This window comes from Paenibacillus sp. FSL R5-0912, from assembly GCF_000758605.1.
Taxonomy (GTDB): domain Bacteria; phylum Bacillota; class Bacilli; order Paenibacillales; family Paenibacillaceae; genus Paenibacillus_AQ.
Map to the genome: position 1 here is coordinate 4,603,340 of NZ_CP009282.1, position 17,507 is coordinate 4,620,846.

Genomic DNA, 17,507 nt, shown 5'->3' on the forward strand with positions numbered 1-17,507 from the left:
TGTGTTATATACTAACCCTCGCGATTACCGGAGGCCAAAAGCTCCCGGACCGCCTCCATATTCGTAAGCGGCGCACGACAGGCAAAGTTACGGCAGACATAGGCGGTCGCATCGCCGCGAATCGCCCGTTTGTCCGCCAGATGAGGCAGTAGGCGGAGAATGCCTTCGCTATCCCCTTCCCAGTTGACGATTAACGCAGCGTCAGGCAGATAGGCCTGCTGGACCTGAGCCAGCATTCCGTGCAGAGCCGGGTCTTCTTTTTTGCCGGAAAGGACCCATTCCCTGCCGCCGGAGGCCATCGCCAGATGAGCCTGCAGATACATCGCATAACCAGGAGGATACTCTGCTGCTGCAGATGAGAGCACCGCAGCTGTACGCTCTGCAATGCCTTTCAACTCTACATCCTGGGCAATCACCGACAGCTTCCAGAGCAGCTTCGCCGCTACAGAATTCCCGGATGGAATAGCCCCGTCATACAATTCCTTCGAGCGGATAGGCAGTTCTTCCCCATCATGGCCTGTGAAGAAGAAGCCACCGCCTTCGGAATCGTGGAACAGCTCCAGCAGCCCATCCTTAAGAATCAGAGCGCGTTCCAGATAGACCGCCTGACTCGTAGCCTCATATAATTCGCTGAGTCCCCAGATCAGGAAGGCATAGTCATCCACATAAGCCGGAATCGCCGCCTCCCCGTCACGGTAACGGGCCAGCAGCCGGCCATCCTCACGCCGCAGCTTGTCCCAGATGAAATTCGCCGCCGCTTCTGCGGCCTTGGCATATTCCGGCTTTTGCAGCGCCATGGCCCCTTGGGCCAGCGCCGCGATCATCAGCCCGTTCCACGAAGTGAGCACCTTATCATCCTTGAGCGGATGAATGCGCTGCTCCCTGTACTCAAACAGCTTCCCGCGCCATTCCTCCATCCGGGTCCGCAGACCCAGCGGGTTCATGCCCATGCGCTCCGCCATTTCTTCCGGCAGCCCCTGCAGCAGATTCGGAATATTAGCTCCCTCGAAGTTGCCTTCCGGGGTAATCCCGTAGACATGACAATACGAATGCATATCTTCCAGCCCCAGAGCTTCCTCAATCTCATCACGGGAGAAGACGTAGAACTTCCCTTCCACACCTTCCGAATCCGCATCCTCCGCAGAGTAGAAAGCGCCTTCGGGAGAGGTCATATCGCGCAGGACATAGGTGAAGATCTGCTCGGCAATCTCCGCATACAGCGGTTTCCCGGTAATCTGGAAGGCTTCCAGATAGACGTTCGCAAGGAGTGCGTTATCATAGAGCATTTTCTCAAAATGCGGCACCAGCCATTCCCGGTCCGTGGAATACCGCGAGAACCCGAAGCCTACATGGTCGTACATTCCGCCCCGGTACATCGACTCCAGCGTCTTCTCCACCATGCGGAGCGCTTCCGGCTGATTGTGCATCTGGCTGTACGCCAGCAGGAAGGACAAATTATGCGGTGAAGGGAACTTCGGCGCATTGCCGAACCCGCCATATTCCTCGTCGAACTGGCGCCGGTACAGCTCATACGCCTCATGCAGCAGCTCATCGCCCGGGATACCGCCGTCCACATCAGCCGAGTTATACGCATTCTTACGGTCAAGCGTATGCAGCTCTTCAAGCAGGTCATCGCCCAGCTTATTCAGCGCCTCGCCATCCTGCTCCCACTTCGTGTGGATCTGCTCCAGCACATCCATCAATCCGATCCGCCCGAACATCTGCCGCTTCGGGAAATACGTCCCGGCATAGAACGGCTTCTTCTCCGGCGTCAGCAGCACCGTCAGCGGCCATCCCCCGCTCCCCGTCAGCGCCTGACACACCGACATATACAGCGCATCAATATCCGGCCGCTCCTCGCGGTCTACTTTGATGGCTACGTAGTGATCGTTAAGGAGCTTTGCGACTTCTGGGTCCTCGAAGGATTCGCGTTCCATTACGTGACACCAATGACAAGTTGAATAGCCGACTGAAAGGAAAATCGGCTTGTTCTCGGCCCGCGCTTTGGCAAAAGCCTCCTCTCCCCATGGGTACCAGTCCACGGGGTTGTGGGCGTGTTGTAAGAGATAGGGTGATTTTTCGTTAGCTAATCTATTAGATGATTTGTGAATTGTCACGGGGTGTCCCCTCATTTCGGATAATTTGGGTAAAGTATTGTCTAGGGATAGTTTACCCAAAATTGTGGGGGTAGGCGCAGTTAATAAAAATGTCTTTACACTAGAGTATATTATTTTCTTGTTGTTAATACCCTATTCTCATGCGAGATCATAGCGAATACCATGGTCGAACCTCTGTATTCCTCATTTATTTACTATAAAGTTTAAATAATCCGCTTCTATTTCCATATTCCCTCCCTCAACAATCACACTTTGAAAGGCAACAGCGGTTCCGAACTTTTACCTACCTCAAATCACTGACGACAAAGTGTTTGACTTCTGATTGCTCAAACTCAGCGATTATATACATAGAGACGAGGGATAGAATTCTTATTGTTCTTCGCAAAAGAATGTCTAAGTACTTACTTGTTCCTACCGAAGTTATAGTGTTATCCTGCCCTTAAGCTGAATATGCAGCCGATCTCTCGGCTGCATATTGTCATAGTATTATCGATTCCCTTTTGTTGGACTTAATCTAAACGCCAAATTGCTTTAAATGATGGTCCAAATGCTTGTAAATCCCTTTCCCCCACTCCTCGGAAGTGAGTACTCCGAAAAAAGGATGTGGACGATTGTTACAATTCTTAGGACCATCACTTTGTAATATTAGTATATTTTGTTTTAGCTTTTCTTTTTCTACTTCAAATTCTCTCTTATCCACAATCATTATGGTTTGAATAGTAGACATATTGCGAGGAAGTGGTTTGTCGTTATAAAAAATTGGTTTTGCAAATTTTCCTATCAACATTCCTAACCAACTTCTTGGGGAATGGGACTTTCCCATTGCTATATCTTGAAAAGAGGAGCAATGCGCTAGCATTTGAGCAACATCCATTCGACCCCATTGCGGTTGAGTGCTTTGCATTAATTGATCAATGCGCACTAAAATTTCTTTTGAATGTGATAGATCAAATATATTATTCACTAGGACAACGACCTCCTGGCATTTCAAAAAATATTTGATTAATTATTAATCGATTAGGCTGTTTGCCTTCCTTGCTCTCCATTTATGTAGCCTCCTTAAGCGGTTTTGATCATAGTCAGTATTACCCGTTAAAAGGAAAAAAGACACTAAGGGAAGTTAGTGTCTCATAGTTTCGCATACCTAATCCATGTCTTACTTATGGATATTATAGAAGTTCAATAACTTAGAAAAATAAGCAGACCCTATACCTTAGAAATTATTTTTTGTTTTCTTTACTTAACAGATCGGCGAGTTCTTCCGAATTATGATCCTTTAAGTCCAGCATCTTTTCACTATTACTTTGTTTAATCAAGAAACCGTTTTTGGTTTTAAAATCCATATAAAGGCTGTATTCAACAACTTTAGAATTAGCGTAAGTAACAGTCATTCGATAAGTTGGTGGACCCACATCAACAGACCCGCGTACTTTTTTAACAGTTCTTATAGCATCTTCGAAGATTTGAACGCTTTCACTGTCAGAGTAAGTGATCTCATTCGTTTCGGACACAAGATTAACACTAATGATATCTGGTTTTGGTCTGGCAAATACATAAATCAAAATGACTAAAAGTATAATTGAAATTGAAAAGATACTCATTTTTTTCATGAATTACCTCCTACTGAAGAAATCTGGAGACTGAATATTCAGCCTCCAGACAATTCTATAGCTCATTTGAGTAAGTGTTAGTAACTTCATTTAGCAAATTATCTTTGATATCATTATCTCGTGTCCCTTAAATGAGTCAAATAATACCTATAAAAGCAACATCCGCATATGTATGCCATGAACCATTCTGTTATCCACGTTAATCGCCTCTTGTCTAGAGAAGATTATCTGTAAATCGCATAACGAACCTCCCAAACGACGACATTGTGTTTTCTTATAAGGTTCACCGTAATTGCACTTGCAGACCTAATCGGTAAGCCAATCCTGTAGCAAACTCTTTTTGAGAGTTTAGCTTCAGTTCGTTAAACACTCTTGTCATGCGAGCCTGTGCTTTTTCCATGTCACCTATTGAGCAATAGAGTACCGTTAAGTAGTGGGGATTCTCGTAAATCCCATCTTTCTCTCGTAACTCCATTACTTTGATTACATCGTTAATACTTTCAAACTGCCGAAGGTGAGGGAGTATATACTCTGTAATGTCTTTCATTATCATTCGTTTAAGTTGTTCAACTTTAGTATTGATAGTCAATCTGTACCAACTATCGTTTTTCGTTAGTTCTGTGCCACGTATCCGTAAAACGGAGTTTATTTCCATTGGAAAAGATGGTTTCGGGTATAAATAAACTGTTCCGAATAATTCCTCTATATAAATGCCTGTATTGAAAAAGAACTCAACTTCATCTTGTGTATTCCACTTTGATGACTGAATGTTCACTGTCGCAGAGATGTTAGAACAAACATGGGCAAAGTTATTGCCCTGCTTCTTAAACCCCTCTACCTTAAACAAGGGAGCAATGGTTTCTTTTACAACTTCCTTCAATACATCCTGTATTGTCATGCGTATTGATCCCCTTAGCGATAAAATCCTGTCTTCATTCGTCCATGTTATCCTCGACACATTTATCAGATATAACTTCAAAGTCACCTTTGAATATCAAATGCTTAACCACTTCAGCTGTTAGGGATTGGACGACTTTTTCAATTTCAGCATCAAACTCATCTATAGGTGCTTCTGGTAATAAACCGCATGGATTCCATTCATGAATAACTTGCCGTACAATATTTCCCATATGTATCTAGTCCTTCCTCAGCTATAGTCATGTTTACACTTCCAGACCTAACCGCCAAGCCAATCCTGCTTCAAATACCCAAATTCTCATTCACATACAGCTCGCTGGGTTGAATTCGGTGCTGGCCGGTATGTAACAGCTCTGGCAAACGCCCTATGCGCTCAGCCAAGCGGGATAGTTGTTGCTCATGAAAGTTAGATAACCCCGTATGAATCCGGTCCTGGAAAGGTTCAAGCCATCTCGCTTCCAAGCTGTCCGAGCCGAAATACACCCCGAGCAGCGAACCTGCTGTTGCTCCGAAGCTGTCCGTATCATTGCCTTGCATGACCTGCTTGCATATCCCGTCACCGACATTGTCTGCAAATCGAAATGTATTCATTAAAGTACCCATTTCCTGATACACCTGACAGTGGGAATAATTCGCATACTTCTGATGAATGCCCTGATAAGCTTCCAGCCAGTTATCTGCATTCCCTACCATCTGCAGGCAATCCTCGGTAATCTCATAGAATCGGCTCCTTCTAGGTACGAATTGTAGTGCAGTGCTTAGTATTTCAAGCGGATCGCGCAGTACGTGTGCGGCAGCAATTGCAGCGGCAATGAACATCGTGGCATAAATCCCCGTCCGGCGATGTGTAAAACTTGCATCACGCCAAGCCAGCTCAGCGGCAAGAGCGGGTTGACCGGGGCAGGCATAGCCGTAAGCATCTGCACGAATTGCCGCCCCGCATAGTTCTGTATCTTGCACCAGGAAGTCGGGCCAAGCCTCTATTTCAGAAGGATTGAATCGTTCCCGGTCATGCTCCAAATAGCTAATCCCCGACCGAATCAGGATGGCCCTCTCCGGCCCCCACGTTGTACTTATCGGAAGATGATTGATCCATAAATCTCTTAGATTCCTTTTCGTAAAACCCTTACCAAATTGCTCTAACGCCATCATTCCCATTAAGGTGTAATTGATATCATCATCAGGTGCTACATAACGAATCCGCCCCCGCGTTGTCTCGAACCAGGACCAATGACGACGATCCAAGGCATGGAGAACTTCTTCAGAAATATAATCATTCAGCGGCCATTCGCCTGCCGAGATTAACGCTTGACGTAATTCAGACAAACTGGGATTGATCTCGATCGGTTTGCCCAACATTGAACCACAGACTGAAGCGAGGAATCCTGCCTCTACACGCTTGGAGCTGTCCTTCAGATTCAATACTCCGATCTGGCCTAGAGGTCTATCCGGGTCGCATTCCCGCCATATCTCCTCCAAATCATCCGGCTCATAGTAAGGCCAATTGTCCCGCATTGGAATATCAGCCAAGCTATGGGCGAATTCTAAATAGGCATCATAGCTTGCGGGAAGCTGTCCCAACCGGGCTAGATAACCGGAGGTTTGGTGCCCCTGGGCAAATTTATTACGCAGAATCCCCTCTAATTGATGTTTAAGAAACGCAAGTGATGGTAGCATGTTATATCTCCTTTGCTCTGATTATTAATCTGCATGATGGAACAGCAGCCTGTCTTCCTTAACAGATGCTAACGTGATTCCGCGGATAAAGAATCTTTGGTGATACTTGGCGATCTCATTTCTTCCAATACTCTATCGTCACATCTGAATATTCATCTTCACTCAGAACAAATCCAAAACCCAGCTCCTCCGTTACCACAATCAAATCATTATGCATTTCATTCATTAATTTCATAATCATTTCTTTACAATCCAGTAGCGGGACTGCTACAGCAAGCGGAAAATTCAAATAAAGCTGATCCTCAGTCCTTAAAGCCACCCCAAACAATAGTGGTAACAATAATTGCGATAACAGAAACCACAACCGCAAGTAACCATCCCTTAGAGTCCGGCACTTCGTTCAACTTCATAACATCAAAGATAAAGACTCTCCAGTCGATAAGGGGATAGCGCTATTAAAGGATATTCTAGAGAAAGATGATCATGACTGTAGCGGATTGCGGAGTTTTGTTAAAAATGATTATTTAAAAACGTTAATTAAGTCTGAGTTCTTAATGAAATATATTTTTATCAAAATAAGATAAACAAGCGGCAGAAATGACAACCACCGCTTGTATGTGTGTTAGATATTAGTGAACCTTGGCAGCAATATAAACCGTAGAACTGTTATAAAAATTATAGTAGATACCATTGCTCCAGATAAAATTACTTGGATCAGTAATTCCAGTATTTTGCGATGGATTTGGACCGTGTTTTTCTGACCAGGTTCCTGTGCTATTTTGAAGCATAAAATGATAATCGACATTATCTCCACCAAAACCATACTGGTCGGGAAGGTCAACTTTACCATTACCATTGGTATCAATCCAACCTATTCTTAAAGCTATTCGATGTTCATCGGCGTTAACGGCAGCAGTTCTGCTACTTAGTATTCGCCAGCCAGATATAAAATATAATGGATTTGTATTTCCATCTTGGACAACCAGGTTAGCAACATAATTTACATTCAAAAATATTGTGAATCTGCGAGATTCGAAACACCATCTCCATCGCCAGGATTCATTTTCCATGGGGCTTTGGTAGCATAACCATAACAGTTAACTGCAGAACTATTAACAGCCGAATAGGGCCATGCATGACCATAATCGGATGCCAAGGTGGCAAAAGATTCGTTTGGGAGTTCAAAAGTGGGAGTTAGTAAGTCCGGTTGAATTAATACGTCTCGGATAGTTGTAGATTCTGTTGGAAATACTAAACTTGATGTTTTTTTGAGTTCCCCAGAGGTAGTAACATTGCCAAGGGAGTCAACGATAATTGTATCCTCCCCCTGCCATTCACCGACCCAAGTCTTATCTGCCCCAGATGTTTGCACCTGTCTCAATGTACTATTATCAATTGGAGCAGCCAAAACTACCGAAGAGAGAGAAAGACTCACAATTAATGTAAATGAAAATGCATACAAGGTTAATTTTTTCAATAATACCAATCCCTTCTTTTTTGATATAAGAACTTTACCATAAATTACTAATATATTGCATGAATAATGTCACTATATAAGCTGAACTTAACAATGTTGGCGAGCCGGTGAGCGAACCTCTTGCTGAGCAAGGACTTCACTGATGCAGTAAGTCAGATTCTTAAGTTCACTCTATATAAGTCAAATTTAAAGCCGCTTTGAAACTTAGTTAGACCAAATTAAACCAGAAAGTGTAATTGAAAATTACATCAACTATTAAGGAATTTTTCCGAATGAGTAACATGAAAAGGTATGTACTATTATTTATGATATGTCTAGTTTTGAATCCGACGCCTATCTTTGCATCCACCCCCAGTTCAAAGTTTGTGAAAGTATCGTTTCTATAGAATCATGGTCTTTTATTAAAGGATGACGAAAGCTTCTGACCCTTGGGGGATGAATGACAAAGGACAACTGGGCGACGACGTTTCGCTCTTCGCCTGTACAAGTGCAAGGGCTTCCGAGAAGTAAAGGAATTTTAACAGGATATGATTTTTCTGCATCTTACCGAGTACGGTGTAGTGTATACATGTGCAGCGAACGATCAGGGCCAATTGGGGACATCCAGCAAAAAATAAGTTTGAAAAAACTGCTCTCGTCCATAAGTTTCAATATTCGTTTTAACCTAACAGTGAATATCGCCATAGCTCCCTGAATTTCCACGCCAACTAAACCCGAGGAGGATGCAACATCGTACCCGTGTCTGTGATTGAGTTCGCTATTTTCGGCTTCAATTTTGTAGCGTTCTTTAGTTTTGGCTTTAAAGGCTTCGCTTTCCTGAAACGCAGCTTGCTTTACATGTTCGTTGTTCTTTCACCCTTTGCCTTACATCTAAAATAATATCCGACCGAATCGACCGGACCTTTAACCGTTTGATAGGCTGCGAATGGTTTAAGGCATTCCACCTCAAATTCCGGATTAATTCCTATCGTATCAATTCTTGTCTCATTTCCTTCTATTTCGTATACATCTAATCCAGTCTCTTCTTTAACCTCTCTGATCAGTGTTTGGATCAACGACTCAAAGGGTTCAATTCTCCCCCCGGGAAGCTCGAACTTAAAGGAGGAATCTGTTTTCATTCTTCTTTGTATGACAATCTCAGGTTCTCCATCATTGAATCGTTCAATGATTGCTCTTGAATTAACGTAGAACATCGGATCCACCCTTTCTTAGATATGTGACACCCATGGCATAACGAATCGTTGCGATTCTTAATATTTCATTAGCTGCCAAACTTTGCTTCCCATTGCTCTAACCAAGCTTTATAACTCATAGAATGCACTTCTTCTAATGTTCTTCCATCTAATGACCATACGCCGCCATCCATGGCCTGATCGATTACTGGATAAGAATGTCCGCCTACTGCCTGGTTATCCACGACATAGATCCAAATTGCGGTTTTCCCTTTAGATTTAACAATATTCTCCGGTTTGGCGCTTGTGGATTTCCAGTTATCCAATCGATGGTTTGTTACTATGAACTTTTGTACGTTAACCTCTTTGTCCAGATAAACACTGGGATCTTCGGTTTGCAGCCCCCAGTAATTGGAATACGGTAAATTCATTAACTTTTCTTTTGTTAAGGTGTAGACTTCACTGGAGCCTTCATACGAAGAGACCTTGTAACCCTTAGATTCCAAATAATCTTTTGCCGCAGTAGCATTGTGGTCTAATGTTGTGGCACTATGCGAAGCGGAACAGCTCGTTAAACTGAATAGAAGCGTCATTAATGTTAAGACAATTCTGACCAAACCGTCCCCTCCTCCATTGAGTTCTCGCTCTTATTGGGAACCATTACTCATTGACTATAACGAAATGAATTCAGCTTTGTTACACGTAGACAGATATATATGGAGTAGTTGCTCAGGGATTGGGAGGTTTACACAGATACTATGGGGGCTTGAAGGTTTATCGTATGTAAGAGGAAATACCGGGTGGAATTCACTGGCGCGTTGTTCTATAGTATCTGCGGTTATAATCACAGCTGTATAGTTATGCAGGTCAAGTACACACCAATTATAACCGCCGATTTCAATCTGTCTTACCCGGCGATCTACTCTTATACCCTCTCCTTAATCGGAAACAATAAATCAAGCTGTAAATCGTCCATTTTACCGCCTTTTTGTACGTAATTATAAAAATTCAACGTTTCTTCAAATCCTTGCCCCGCAACCGTCTCCAGCGATGTCCAGCGCGGAGAATCCCAATCATTATCATATTTATTGCTTGCGTCAACCCATTCTTTTAATAAACGCCAGTCCTCGAAGTCCCATGCCCTGAGCACATGTGCGGCATATAACCCGCCGTCGAACGTTCGTTTGACTAAAGGCGCGTGAACCTCTGTGTCGCCCGGAATGGATACCCACACCTCATATACATGAGATGGTTCTCCGATTCCTGCTGCCCCCTTAGAGCAGTCAAAACCAAAACTCCGGGCGTCGGGTTTAATGGTTAGCAGTCCGCTTTCGGTTACAAATTGCGTGATCATATCCAGCGCTTTGCCTTCGCAGCCTTCTCCCGTTGCATAAGCAGCAGCCACTGTCATGGGGGGTAGATAGACAATCCGCACATCTTTGTCCGCCAGTTTGTTTAAATTTTCATTTGCCTTGTTTAATTCTTCCATTGACTTTTCCTCCTTGAAGTTGATTTTTGAGACAGTCAAGGAATCTACAACCTCCAGTAAACTTGCGTCGTCAGGCAGCGCGAATTTCGCACCTCTGAGATTCAGATATTCGACAAAGGCTTTGATGACGCTGCGAATGGTAGAGAGCGCGGTGATTTCGTCCTCAATATCCGCAAGGTTACGCTCAAAGGCTTCGATGGCAACGCGCGCTTCCGCGCTCTGCAGAATCCCGGCAATTTGTTTGAGCGGTATCCGCAGTTTACGCAGAACGATAATCTGACGCAGACGTGTAATGGCTTCGGCATCGTATGCGCGGTATGCGGAATCTTCCTTTTTCGCAGGCGTAATCAATCCGATTTGCTCGTAATACCTAAGGGTACGGGTAGAGACTGAAAAGTGCTTTGACACCTGACTGATGGTTTGCAGTTCGATGACTATCCCTCCTTCTGAGAGTAAATATACAGGTTTACGCGACGTTAGAGTCAAGAGACCTGGTACCGGAAGCTTATGTAATTATCCTTAAGTATTACGATGTTACTCTATCTTCATCCATAGAGCATTCTGCCGGTCATCTGGACTTGATAAAACCATCATCCCAGATTGATGACCTTCAGGAACTAAGAATCCAACCCAACCGTTGAAGGGATTTCCTTCGGATACGCTGGGCGAATATTTGGAGAACATAAAAGAAGGGGTTCTCTTTAAAGTTACCGCGTCAATATACTCAAACCTATAATTATTTATTGATAGCGATGCCCCAGGTTTTTCAGATGCTAAGATTTCAAGGTTCACTTTTACAAGAACATAGGTATAACCGCTTGGAGCAGTTCCTTTTTTCTCCTCTAGGTTTTTCAAAACGTCCTTTCCCGTATTCGCTTCTTCGATAGAGACTGAACCAATGAATTTATCAAAATTTTCATTCATTTCGAAATACGCTTTTGAACCAAACATTAATGGATTGGACTCATTGTACCCGCCGTACATACTTATATCTCTTCTCAAAATACTAATTGTATTCGACTCAGGCATGACATGATATGATCCACCCATCCCTTCAATAACTGTGCGCAAAGGTACATAGGTCACTCCATCAATGACTTTAGCTTCCCCTTTAATGGTAGCCCCGTTTACCCTTAAAGAGTATGCTGCAGTGGCTGCATAGACCGTAATGGATAGACATACCACTGACAACATGATAAGAAAACTAGACATTATAAACTTTTTGTTCACTATTGGCACACTCCCTGACCGATTTGCTTCCCATAATCTTTTTAATATTCGACAATATCCCCTTCTGCCCTTCCAAAAGAACTTCCCCCATGTGATTTTTTTCCAACAAAAAAACCGAAGCTTTCATTTTCACCCCGGTTTCCATTGCTAACGTACTCAGTTACAAACTTTTCGGGAAAGGATTCTGTAAAATATTCATCGGAAGTTAGAATATAAGATAGAGCAAGGTATCTCAGGAAATTGTAGCCGCTACAATACTCCTCATATAGTATACCTAATATCTCCAGTTGCTCAGATTTTGCCTCATTGATTAAAAGATCATTTAACATGTTTGTTATTCTCTCTTGTTCAAACAGCCCGAAGCGGACTAGTCTTCTAATTTGCTTTTCTATTTCATGATATGCAAATTTGTCCTTATAGTCTCGGGAGATGAATTCAAAGTATTCTTGTATAACCTCTTAATTTTACACGAACTTAATAATGTCCACCTAATGAAAACATATCTATCACTTGTCCTCTCTGAAAAGGCAACATATCATGTGAGTTTACACAACGAAAACATAAATTGGGTTAATTAACATAGTTTTCACACTTTCGCTACATACGAGCTGTGGGAACTGGTTTATAATCCAAAAATAGATGGGAATTTTTTCTTTTATTTTTAATAATTCTCATAATAAAGGAGTGATTGGATGGCAGTTAAGTCCGTAGTATTGAATCGCACTTTAGCACAGCAATTTGTTAATGAAGTGAAAGCCCAGTATCCGAAGAAGGCGTTTGGTTTCTTTCTGTCTAATGAGAGATCCGGGGCCCCCACGGAGTACATCATTATGAAAGAGGACCAGAAGGACAATATGATGGATAAGTTCTATGATTACGGAAATTATTATCTGGATCATAAAGACGCCGGATTCTTAACCTCTCCGGAAGAGACGGTGCGGGTTGAGAAGTACATAAGAAACAGCCACCTGCACAAAGTCGGCGTCTTTCACAGCCACCAGCGCCATCCTGCCATTCTGGCCAAAGTGGATGTTGATTTGCATCCTTCCCCGGAAGTATGGCATTTGCTTATTTCGCTTCGGACCGTTGAATATCCGCAAATTCGTATCTTTTCGGTGGATTCCGCCAAGCGGGTGGGCGAAGTTGATATCCAATATACTTCATAAGGGGATGGTAAGGTGAGCAAGGACGCAGCTATTGAGCTACTGGAGCAGGAAACCGTACCGGATGATTTGATCCGGCTGGTAAGGGAAATATTCAAGACGGACCGCTTCGGCCGCCCCGTCGTTACCGACGGAGAAATTTTGTACAACGGTTATCAGCTGCTGAAGCAAATGCCCCACGCGCTGGAGGAAGAAATTCTATATTACCGGTTCTATAAAGACCGGAAGCAGCGCTACGAAGCGCTCATAGCTCCACATATGGTGGATCTGAAGCCGCAGCCTTTCAACATGGGCTCGGGACCTGACTCTAAGTACTTGTATTGTGGAGAGGAGCCGTTGCATCCCGTCAGACTGTCACCCTACAGGATCTCCAAAATTCCTGTAACAGAGGAAATGTATCATGAATATAACGCAAGCTACGAGGGATCAGGCAGCCGGTTTCCTGTGGTAAACGTGACTTGGTATGACGCCTTCATGTTCGCGGTCTGGTGTGATGCAGAGCTGCCCACTGAAGCTGAGTGGGAATATGCCTGCCGCGGCGGCATCTACGGCCCTTTCTTCTGCGCCGAGGAGCATTTAGCCGCTCATGCCTGGTTCAGCGAGAATTCAAAAGGTTCTCTGCATGAAATCGCCCAACATGCCGCTAACCCATACGGGCTGTACGATATGCTCGGAAATGTATGGGAATGGTGTTTGGATACGTATGATAGTGAATTCTATCACAAGAGCGATGTACTGAATCCCGTCAACTTGATGGTTCCCGGTAACAAAAGCTGCCGGGGTGGAAGCTTTCACTCTTTTACAGATATGTGCCGTCCTGCGTTCAGACATCATGAGCCCGCTTCTTTTTACGCATATGACTTGGGTTTCAGAGTATCCAAAAGATAAATGGAGGTTGACCTATGTCCACAGTTAAAGTATTGATCCCGCAATTTTTGAGCCACCTGATTGAACAAAAGCAAGAATTGCAAGTTGAAGCTGGCAGTATGGAAGAGTTGAAGACCTTCTTCCAACAAAGCTACTCCGAATTCGGCGAAAGAATCTGGACCGAAGAAGGAGCGGCCAAACGGAATGTACTGTTCGTGCTTAATGATGAACTGATCAAGGCTAACAACGAGAATACCGAATTTGCTTCCGGCGATGAGCTTGGCATCATCCTGCAATTTGCCGGCGGCTGAAGCCCCTCTGCTAACAAACACTAATTAGATAAGGATGTGCACCGCATGACCACTCATTCCGAAACGGAATTAACGCAAGACGAGCTCGCACGGTATAGAAGACAGCTGATCTTACCGGAGATTGGCCCCGAAGGACAACAACGCATCAAAAAGGCCAAAGTCCTGGTCATTGGCGCGGGCGGCATCGGCTCTCCGCTGCTGCTGTATCTCGCCGCCGCAGGCATCGGACATATAAGCATCTATGATCATGATGTTCTGGACCTGACTAATATGAACCGGCAAATCATTCATGATTCCGGCAATGTCGGTGTCCCCAAGGTACAATCGGCGGAGCAAACCTTGAATCGTCTGAACCCCGGGCTACATTACGAGCTTCATGCGGAAAGATTAACCCGTGAAACCGCGCTGTCCATCGTGCCGCAATATGATATTGTCGTGAACGCCGTCGATAATCTGGATACCAGATATATGCTGAACGATGTCTGTGTAGAGCTTCGCAAACCTCTGGTGGAAGGTAGTATCTTTCACTTTGAAGGTCAGGTGATGCTCATCTCTCCGGACGAGGATAGCGCGTGCTATCGATGCGTATATCCGGAGCCTCAGGAGCCGCCCAAGAAACAGGAATTTGGTGTAATTGGCGTAACCCCGGGAATTGTAGGCACGCTTCAAGCGGCGGAAGTGCTTAAATATGTGGCCGGAACGGGTCGATCGCTCAAAAACCGGATGATTTATTTTGATTTATTATCTGCCAGCTTCCGCGAGATTGAACTGAAGCCTGATCCGGATTGTCCGGTATGTTCGAAACTAAAACAGCAGCCGGTTCTTCTCTAGAACACATTCGCCAGCTGCAAAGGAGAACAAATTATGAAATCCATGCTGCGCCGTTTCGAACCTGTAGAGCTTAGCGCGGAAGAGATGGAAGAAAGCTTGATCTATGTTTGTTATGACCGGGTGATCTATCATTTTTTCAAAAGAAACCTGGGCATCCGCAATTTTTCCTGGCTGTTCTCGGACCGTTATTGGGGTTTCCATTATTCCGAAGCCAACGAGCCGGTCCAGCCGGTCCACAATGGTCTTGCTTCTATCGTTGATGCGCTTGGAGAGCATGTCTCGGTATCCCCCTCTAAACTTGGGGAAGCGATACGTCCAAGACTTGCGGATGGCTGGAAAGCCAGTGCGATGGTCCGCTTCGAACGTCCTGACGGAAGCTCTCATTACACCAGCACTTTAATTGAAGGAATGGATAACGACATTGTCTTCTACACCAAAACCAACGAAACTTCTTCCCGGGCATGCCTGCCTCTGCCGCTTGAAGAATTCGCGGAACGATTGGCGAGAAATGAGGATACTACCGTCAGCCTGCAGTTCTTGCAGGCTTCCCCGGCTCTGCTGAACAGTCTGCAGGGGGAAGGTGTTGCCCTTTATCAGCGGATTCATCAGCTGCTCTACAACCATGGCGAACCACGTACTTTAACCACAGACGGTCTGGATGATCTGTTAGCCGACATTGACAAGCGCAGGCAGGAATTGCTCACCCCGCCTTTAAGCAAGAGAGATCAGCTGAGAATGCATAAGCATGTGGCGAATAAAATAGAGCCTTTATTGTGGGCCTGGTCCTCCATTGCGTCCGATCCGGAATGTGCGGCGCTGCTCGGGGATCACCGCTCGCATGCCTTGATTACAGCCATAAACAGCATCTCCATCCGGTTAAAGGCCGTTTTGAAATGGACCAGTCTTATTTGCTCCCGTCCGAGGCCCGGCTTTCTGGATTCCTATGTGCAGGAGTTCTCGGAATTGATCCGGGAATTCAGGGCATTGCAGAACCTTGCTGCCGAAGCAGACAAGATACTTTTAAGCTCAGCAGCTGGCGGAGAGCAGGCAATGATGATAGGAGAGGAAAGTCATGAACAATAAACTTGAAGGGATCTTCAGCGGACTCGTTCCTCCGGAGACTCTGCAGCAAATCGCCTGCCAGTATGATGATATCGCCGATACAAATATTAAAGAACTGGGCGTGGATTCTCTCGCGATTATGGAGCTTGTGCTACGGATTGAGGAATCACTGGATATTATCATTGATTACGAGACATTCTCGGTGGAACAAGTGGCAACACCGCGCCTTATCATGAATATGCTGGCTTCCGGACAAGTCAGCTGACAGCTACCGTACATATTCGAACGCCCCACTACAATTTGAAGGCGAGGTATAATTATGGCCAATCGAACAGTTGCTATTTTTTCGGACGACGAAACCGGTCCTCTGCTGGCCGATGCCGCGCAAAGAGTCGGCGTTGAGCCGCATTTGTTTTTTGTCAAACCGCCTTCCAAACCGTTAAGGCATCCTTGGCATCAGGCAGATCCTTATCTTCCTCCAGAGCAGCTTGGGACAGTGATACAGGAAGCAATGGGGACTCCGCTCGGCATCGTGTCCTGCATCGAACAATTGTCAGTGAACTTAGCCCGAACGGCCGAATGGCTCGGGATTCCCCCCGGTCCGGTCACCGCATGTGAAATTTTGCGCAGCAAATCGAGGATGAAATCCGTTTGGGAAACGGCAGGTGTGCGCACTCCCTCTTCCGCCTTGATCCAGCGTACTTCAGAGCTTCAATCCGCCCGCTTGGATTATCCCGTCATCGTCAAGCCCACGCATGGCGCAGCAAGCGCCGGGGTACGAATTGTCGGCAATGAGCAGGAGCTTGTGAAACAAATCAGGCAAATCTTCCGTTTCAATGCGACGACCCTGGGTAACGAAGCGGTGGAACAGCCCGGAGCGCTGATTGAAGAATATATCGACGGTGAGGAGTACTCCGTGGACACGATCTGGTACAAGGGCCAGCCTCTAATGGACGGAATTATGAGCAAAGGAAATCCGCAGGGTCCCACCTTTCCGGACCGCTTATATTTCACCGACCCATCCCTTGACGAAGAGATTGAACAGCAATTGCTGGCCCTGTCCCATGCCGCCGTAAGTGCGGCCGGTGTGTATAGCGGAGCGAGTCATACGGAAATCCGTATGCGCAAGCAGGAGGGTTATGTGCTGGAGGCGGCTCTTCGCCCGGGTGCGGGCGGATGCTTCTACGAATTATTCGAGCGGGCCACCGGCCTTCCATTCTCCGAAGCCTTTATTCTAGTTTCTCTTGGAGCACATTCACCGGATGATATCCGCTATCTGAAAGAACTGTCTTCAAGGTCGGCCAAGCATAAGACACGGATGTACTGGTACAACATGGGCTATAAGGGCTACGGCATCATTAACAGCATTCACGGAACCGAGAAGGTGTTGTCCAATCCTTATGTGAGCAAGCTGGCGATCCGTAAGAATACCGGTGATTACCTTAGCCCGGAAAGCGACTCCTTTGCTTATTTCGGCTGGATTACGGGACAATTGCCAGAGCCGGATCCGGCTCTGGATTACCATGAATGGCTTAGTCGGCTGGAGACCTCAATTGAAATTGGTTACAAAACTAGCTGACCGG

21 protein-coding genes and 1 pseudogene are annotated in these 17,507 nt (G+C 45.4%); 7 read left to right on the top strand and 15 right to left on the bottom strand.

What is annotated here, in order from left to right:
• Window positions 1–11 precede the first annotated feature (11 nt).
• From R50912_RS19490 to R50912_RS19545, 15 genes and pseudogenes are all read right to left on the bottom strand, one after another.
• Window positions 12–2,132 carry a thioredoxin domain-containing protein gene (locus tag R50912_RS19490; protein ID WP_042237209.1) on the bottom strand — a complete coding sequence of 707 codons (2,121 nt, stop codon included), beginning with the start codon at window positions 2,130–2,132 and terminating at the stop codon, window positions 12–14.
• Window positions 2,133–2,631: 499 nt separating this feature from the next.
• On the bottom strand, window positions 2,632–3,081 hold the full coding sequence (locus R50912_RS19495) for a DUF1569 domain-containing protein (protein ID WP_042237212.1): 450 nt from the start codon (window positions 3,079–3,081) through the stop codon (window positions 2,632–2,634).
• A 256-nt stretch (window positions 3,082–3,337) separates the two neighbouring features.
• A complete protein-coding gene (locus R50912_RS19500; RefSeq protein WP_042237215.1) occupies window positions 3,338–3,727 on the bottom strand; it encodes a YhfM domain-containing protein in 390 nt (129 codons plus the stop codon).
• Window positions 3,728–4,010: 283 nt separating this feature from the next.
• Entirely contained in the window at window positions 4,011–4,625 is a 615-nt protein-coding gene (locus R50912_RS19505; protein WP_042237217.1) for a DUF4304 domain-containing protein, read from the bottom strand.
• A gap of 34 nt (window positions 4,626–4,659) precedes the next feature.
• The gene (locus R50912_RS19510; RefSeq protein ID WP_042237218.1) at window positions 4,660–4,857 is read right to left on the bottom strand and encodes a hypothetical protein; all 198 of its coding nucleotides are present in this window, start codon (window positions 4,855–4,857) and stop codon (window positions 4,660–4,662) included.
• Window positions 4,858–4,927: 70 nt separating this feature from the next.
• Window positions 4,928–6,322 (bottom strand): ADP-ribosylglycohydrolase family protein, encoded by a 1,395-nt coding sequence (locus R50912_RS19515; protein WP_042237219.1) that lies wholly within the window; start codon window positions 6,320–6,322, stop codon window positions 4,928–4,930.
• 115 nt (window positions 6,323–6,437) lie between these two features.
• Window positions 6,438–6,611, bottom strand: coding sequence for a hypothetical protein (locus R50912_RS35040; RefSeq protein WP_197072944.1), 174 nt, complete (start codon window positions 6,609–6,611; stop codon window positions 6,438–6,440).
• Window positions 6,612–6,951: 340 nt separating this feature from the next.
• On the bottom strand, window positions 6,952–7,332 hold the full coding sequence (locus tag R50912_RS35045; RefSeq protein ID WP_156123199.1) for a hypothetical protein: 381 nt from the start codon (window positions 7,330–7,332) through the stop codon (window positions 6,952–6,954).
• A complete protein-coding gene (locus R50912_RS35050) occupies window positions 7,329–7,799 on the bottom strand; it encodes a hypothetical protein (protein ID WP_156123201.1) in 471 nt (156 codons plus the stop codon). Before R50912_RS35050 ends, R50912_RS35045 begins: the two co-directional genes overlap by 4 nt.
• 630 nt (window positions 7,800–8,429) lie before the next feature.
• Window positions 8,430–8,651 (bottom strand): annotated as a pseudogene (locus R50912_RS34265) (IS5/IS1182 family transposase); the annotation flags it as partial.
• Complete coding sequence (locus R50912_RS19525; RefSeq protein WP_081956573.1) at window positions 8,633–8,992, bottom strand: NUDIX hydrolase; 360 nt, start codon at window positions 8,990–8,992, stop codon at window positions 8,633–8,635. The gene R50912_RS19525 and the pseudogene R50912_RS34265, both read right to left, overlap by 19 nt.
• Before the next feature lie 68 nt (window positions 8,993–9,060).
• Entirely contained in the window at window positions 9,061–9,588 is a 528-nt protein-coding gene (locus R50912_RS19530) for a hypothetical protein (protein ID WP_042237222.1), read from the bottom strand.
• A gap of 308 nt (window positions 9,589–9,896) precedes the next feature.
• Entirely contained in the window at window positions 9,897–10,868 is a 972-nt protein-coding gene (locus tag R50912_RS19535) for a MerR family transcriptional regulator (protein WP_231637908.1), read from the bottom strand.
• Window positions 10,869–10,994: 126 nt separating this feature from the next.
• Window positions 10,995–11,690, bottom strand: coding sequence for a stalk domain-containing protein (locus R50912_RS19540; protein ID WP_042237223.1), 696 nt, complete (start codon window positions 11,688–11,690; stop codon window positions 10,995–10,997).
• Window positions 11,691–11,731: 41 nt separating this feature from the next.
• Window positions 11,732–12,019 carry a hypothetical protein gene (locus R50912_RS19545; RefSeq protein WP_042237224.1) on the bottom strand — a complete coding sequence of 96 codons (288 nt, stop codon included), beginning with the start codon at window positions 12,017–12,019 and terminating at the stop codon, window positions 11,732–11,734.
• Between the two features lie 363 nt (window positions 12,020–12,382).
• Here R50912_RS19545 and R50912_RS19550 point away from each other — a divergent pair, with 363 nt between their 5' ends.
• The 7 genes from R50912_RS19550 to R50912_RS19580 are packed head-to-tail and all read left to right on the top strand — an operon-like array spanning window position 12,383 to window position 17,503.
• Window positions 12,383–12,856, top strand: a complete 474-nt coding sequence (locus R50912_RS19550) for a M67 family metallopeptidase (protein ID WP_042237226.1) — start codon at window positions 12,383–12,385, stop codon at window positions 12,854–12,856.
• Window positions 12,857–12,868: 12 nt separating this feature from the next.
• Complete coding sequence (locus tag R50912_RS33380) at window positions 12,869–13,741, top strand: formylglycine-generating enzyme family protein (RefSeq protein ID WP_052416501.1); 873 nt, start codon at window positions 12,869–12,871, stop codon at window positions 13,739–13,741.
• Between the two features lie 14 nt (window positions 13,742–13,755).
• Window positions 13,756–14,031: a MoaD/ThiS family protein gene (locus R50912_RS19560; RefSeq protein WP_042237228.1), complete on the top strand. Its 276-nt coding sequence runs from the start codon at window positions 13,756–13,758 to the stop codon at window positions 14,029–14,031.
• Between the two features lie 45 nt (window positions 14,032–14,076).
• The gene (locus R50912_RS19565) at window positions 14,077–14,862 is read left to right on the top strand and encodes a HesA/MoeB/ThiF family protein (protein WP_042237230.1); all 786 of its coding nucleotides are present in this window, start codon (window positions 14,077–14,079) and stop codon (window positions 14,860–14,862) included.
• Window positions 14,863–14,895: 33 nt separating this feature from the next.
• Window positions 14,896–15,945 (top strand): hypothetical protein, encoded by a 1,050-nt coding sequence (locus R50912_RS19570; RefSeq protein WP_042237231.1) that lies wholly within the window; start codon window positions 14,896–14,898, stop codon window positions 15,943–15,945.
• Window positions 15,935–16,189: an acyl carrier protein gene (locus tag R50912_RS19575; protein ID WP_042237233.1), complete on the top strand. Its 255-nt coding sequence runs from the start codon at window positions 15,935–15,937 to the stop codon at window positions 16,187–16,189. The genes R50912_RS19570 and R50912_RS19575 overlap by 11 nt, the downstream gene beginning before the upstream one ends.
• Window positions 16,190–16,243: 54 nt before the next feature.
• Window positions 16,244–17,503: an ATP-grasp domain-containing protein gene (locus R50912_RS19580; RefSeq protein WP_052416503.1), complete on the top strand. Its 1,260-nt coding sequence runs from the start codon at window positions 16,244–16,246 to the stop codon at window positions 17,501–17,503.
• The last annotated feature ends 4 nt before the right edge of the window (window positions 17,504–17,507 follow it).

Coding starts and splice junctions, on each gene's coding strand:
- R50912_RS19510 (WP_042237218.1), bottom strand. CDS start 4,857: ATGGGAAATATTGTACGGCAAGTTATTCATGAATGGAATCCATGCGGT.
- R50912_RS19505 (WP_042237217.1), bottom strand. CDS start 4,625: ATGACAATACAGGATGTATTGAAGGAAGTTGTAAAAGAAACCATTGCT.
- R50912_RS19560 (WP_042237228.1), top strand. CDS start 13,756: ATGTCCACAGTTAAAGTATTGATCCCGCAATTTTTGAGCCACCTGATT.
- R50912_RS19500 (WP_042237215.1), bottom strand. CDS start 3,727: ATGAAAAAAATGAGTATCTTTTCAATTTCAATTATACTTTTAGTCATT.
- R50912_RS19490 (WP_042237209.1), bottom strand. CDS start 2,132: ATGAGGGGACACCCCGTGACAATTCACAAATCATCTAATAGATTAGCT.
- R50912_RS19525 (WP_081956573.1), bottom strand. CDS start 8,992: ATGTTCTACGTTAATTCAAGAGCAATCATTGAACGATTCAATGATGGA.
- R50912_RS19565 (WP_042237230.1), top strand. CDS start 14,077: ATGACCACTCATTCCGAAACGGAATTAACGCAAGACGAGCTCGCACGG.
- R50912_RS19545 (WP_042237224.1), bottom strand. CDS start 12,019: ATGTTAAATGATCTTTTAATCAATGAGGCAAAATCTGAGCAACTGGAG.
- R50912_RS19515 (WP_042237219.1), bottom strand. CDS start 6,322: ATGCTACCATCACTTGCGTTTCTTAAACATCAATTAGAGGGGATTCTG.
- R50912_RS19550 (WP_042237226.1), top strand. CDS start 12,383: ATGGCAGTTAAGTCCGTAGTATTGAATCGCACTTTAGCACAGCAATTT.
- R50912_RS19570 (WP_042237231.1), top strand. CDS start 14,896: ATGAAATCCATGCTGCGCCGTTTCGAACCTGTAGAGCTTAGCGCGGAA.
- R50912_RS19580 (WP_052416503.1), top strand. CDS start 16,244: ATGGCCAATCGAACAGTTGCTATTTTTTCGGACGACGAAACCGGTCCT.
- R50912_RS19575 (WP_042237233.1), top strand. CDS start 15,935: ATGAACAATAAACTTGAAGGGATCTTCAGCGGACTCGTTCCTCCGGAG.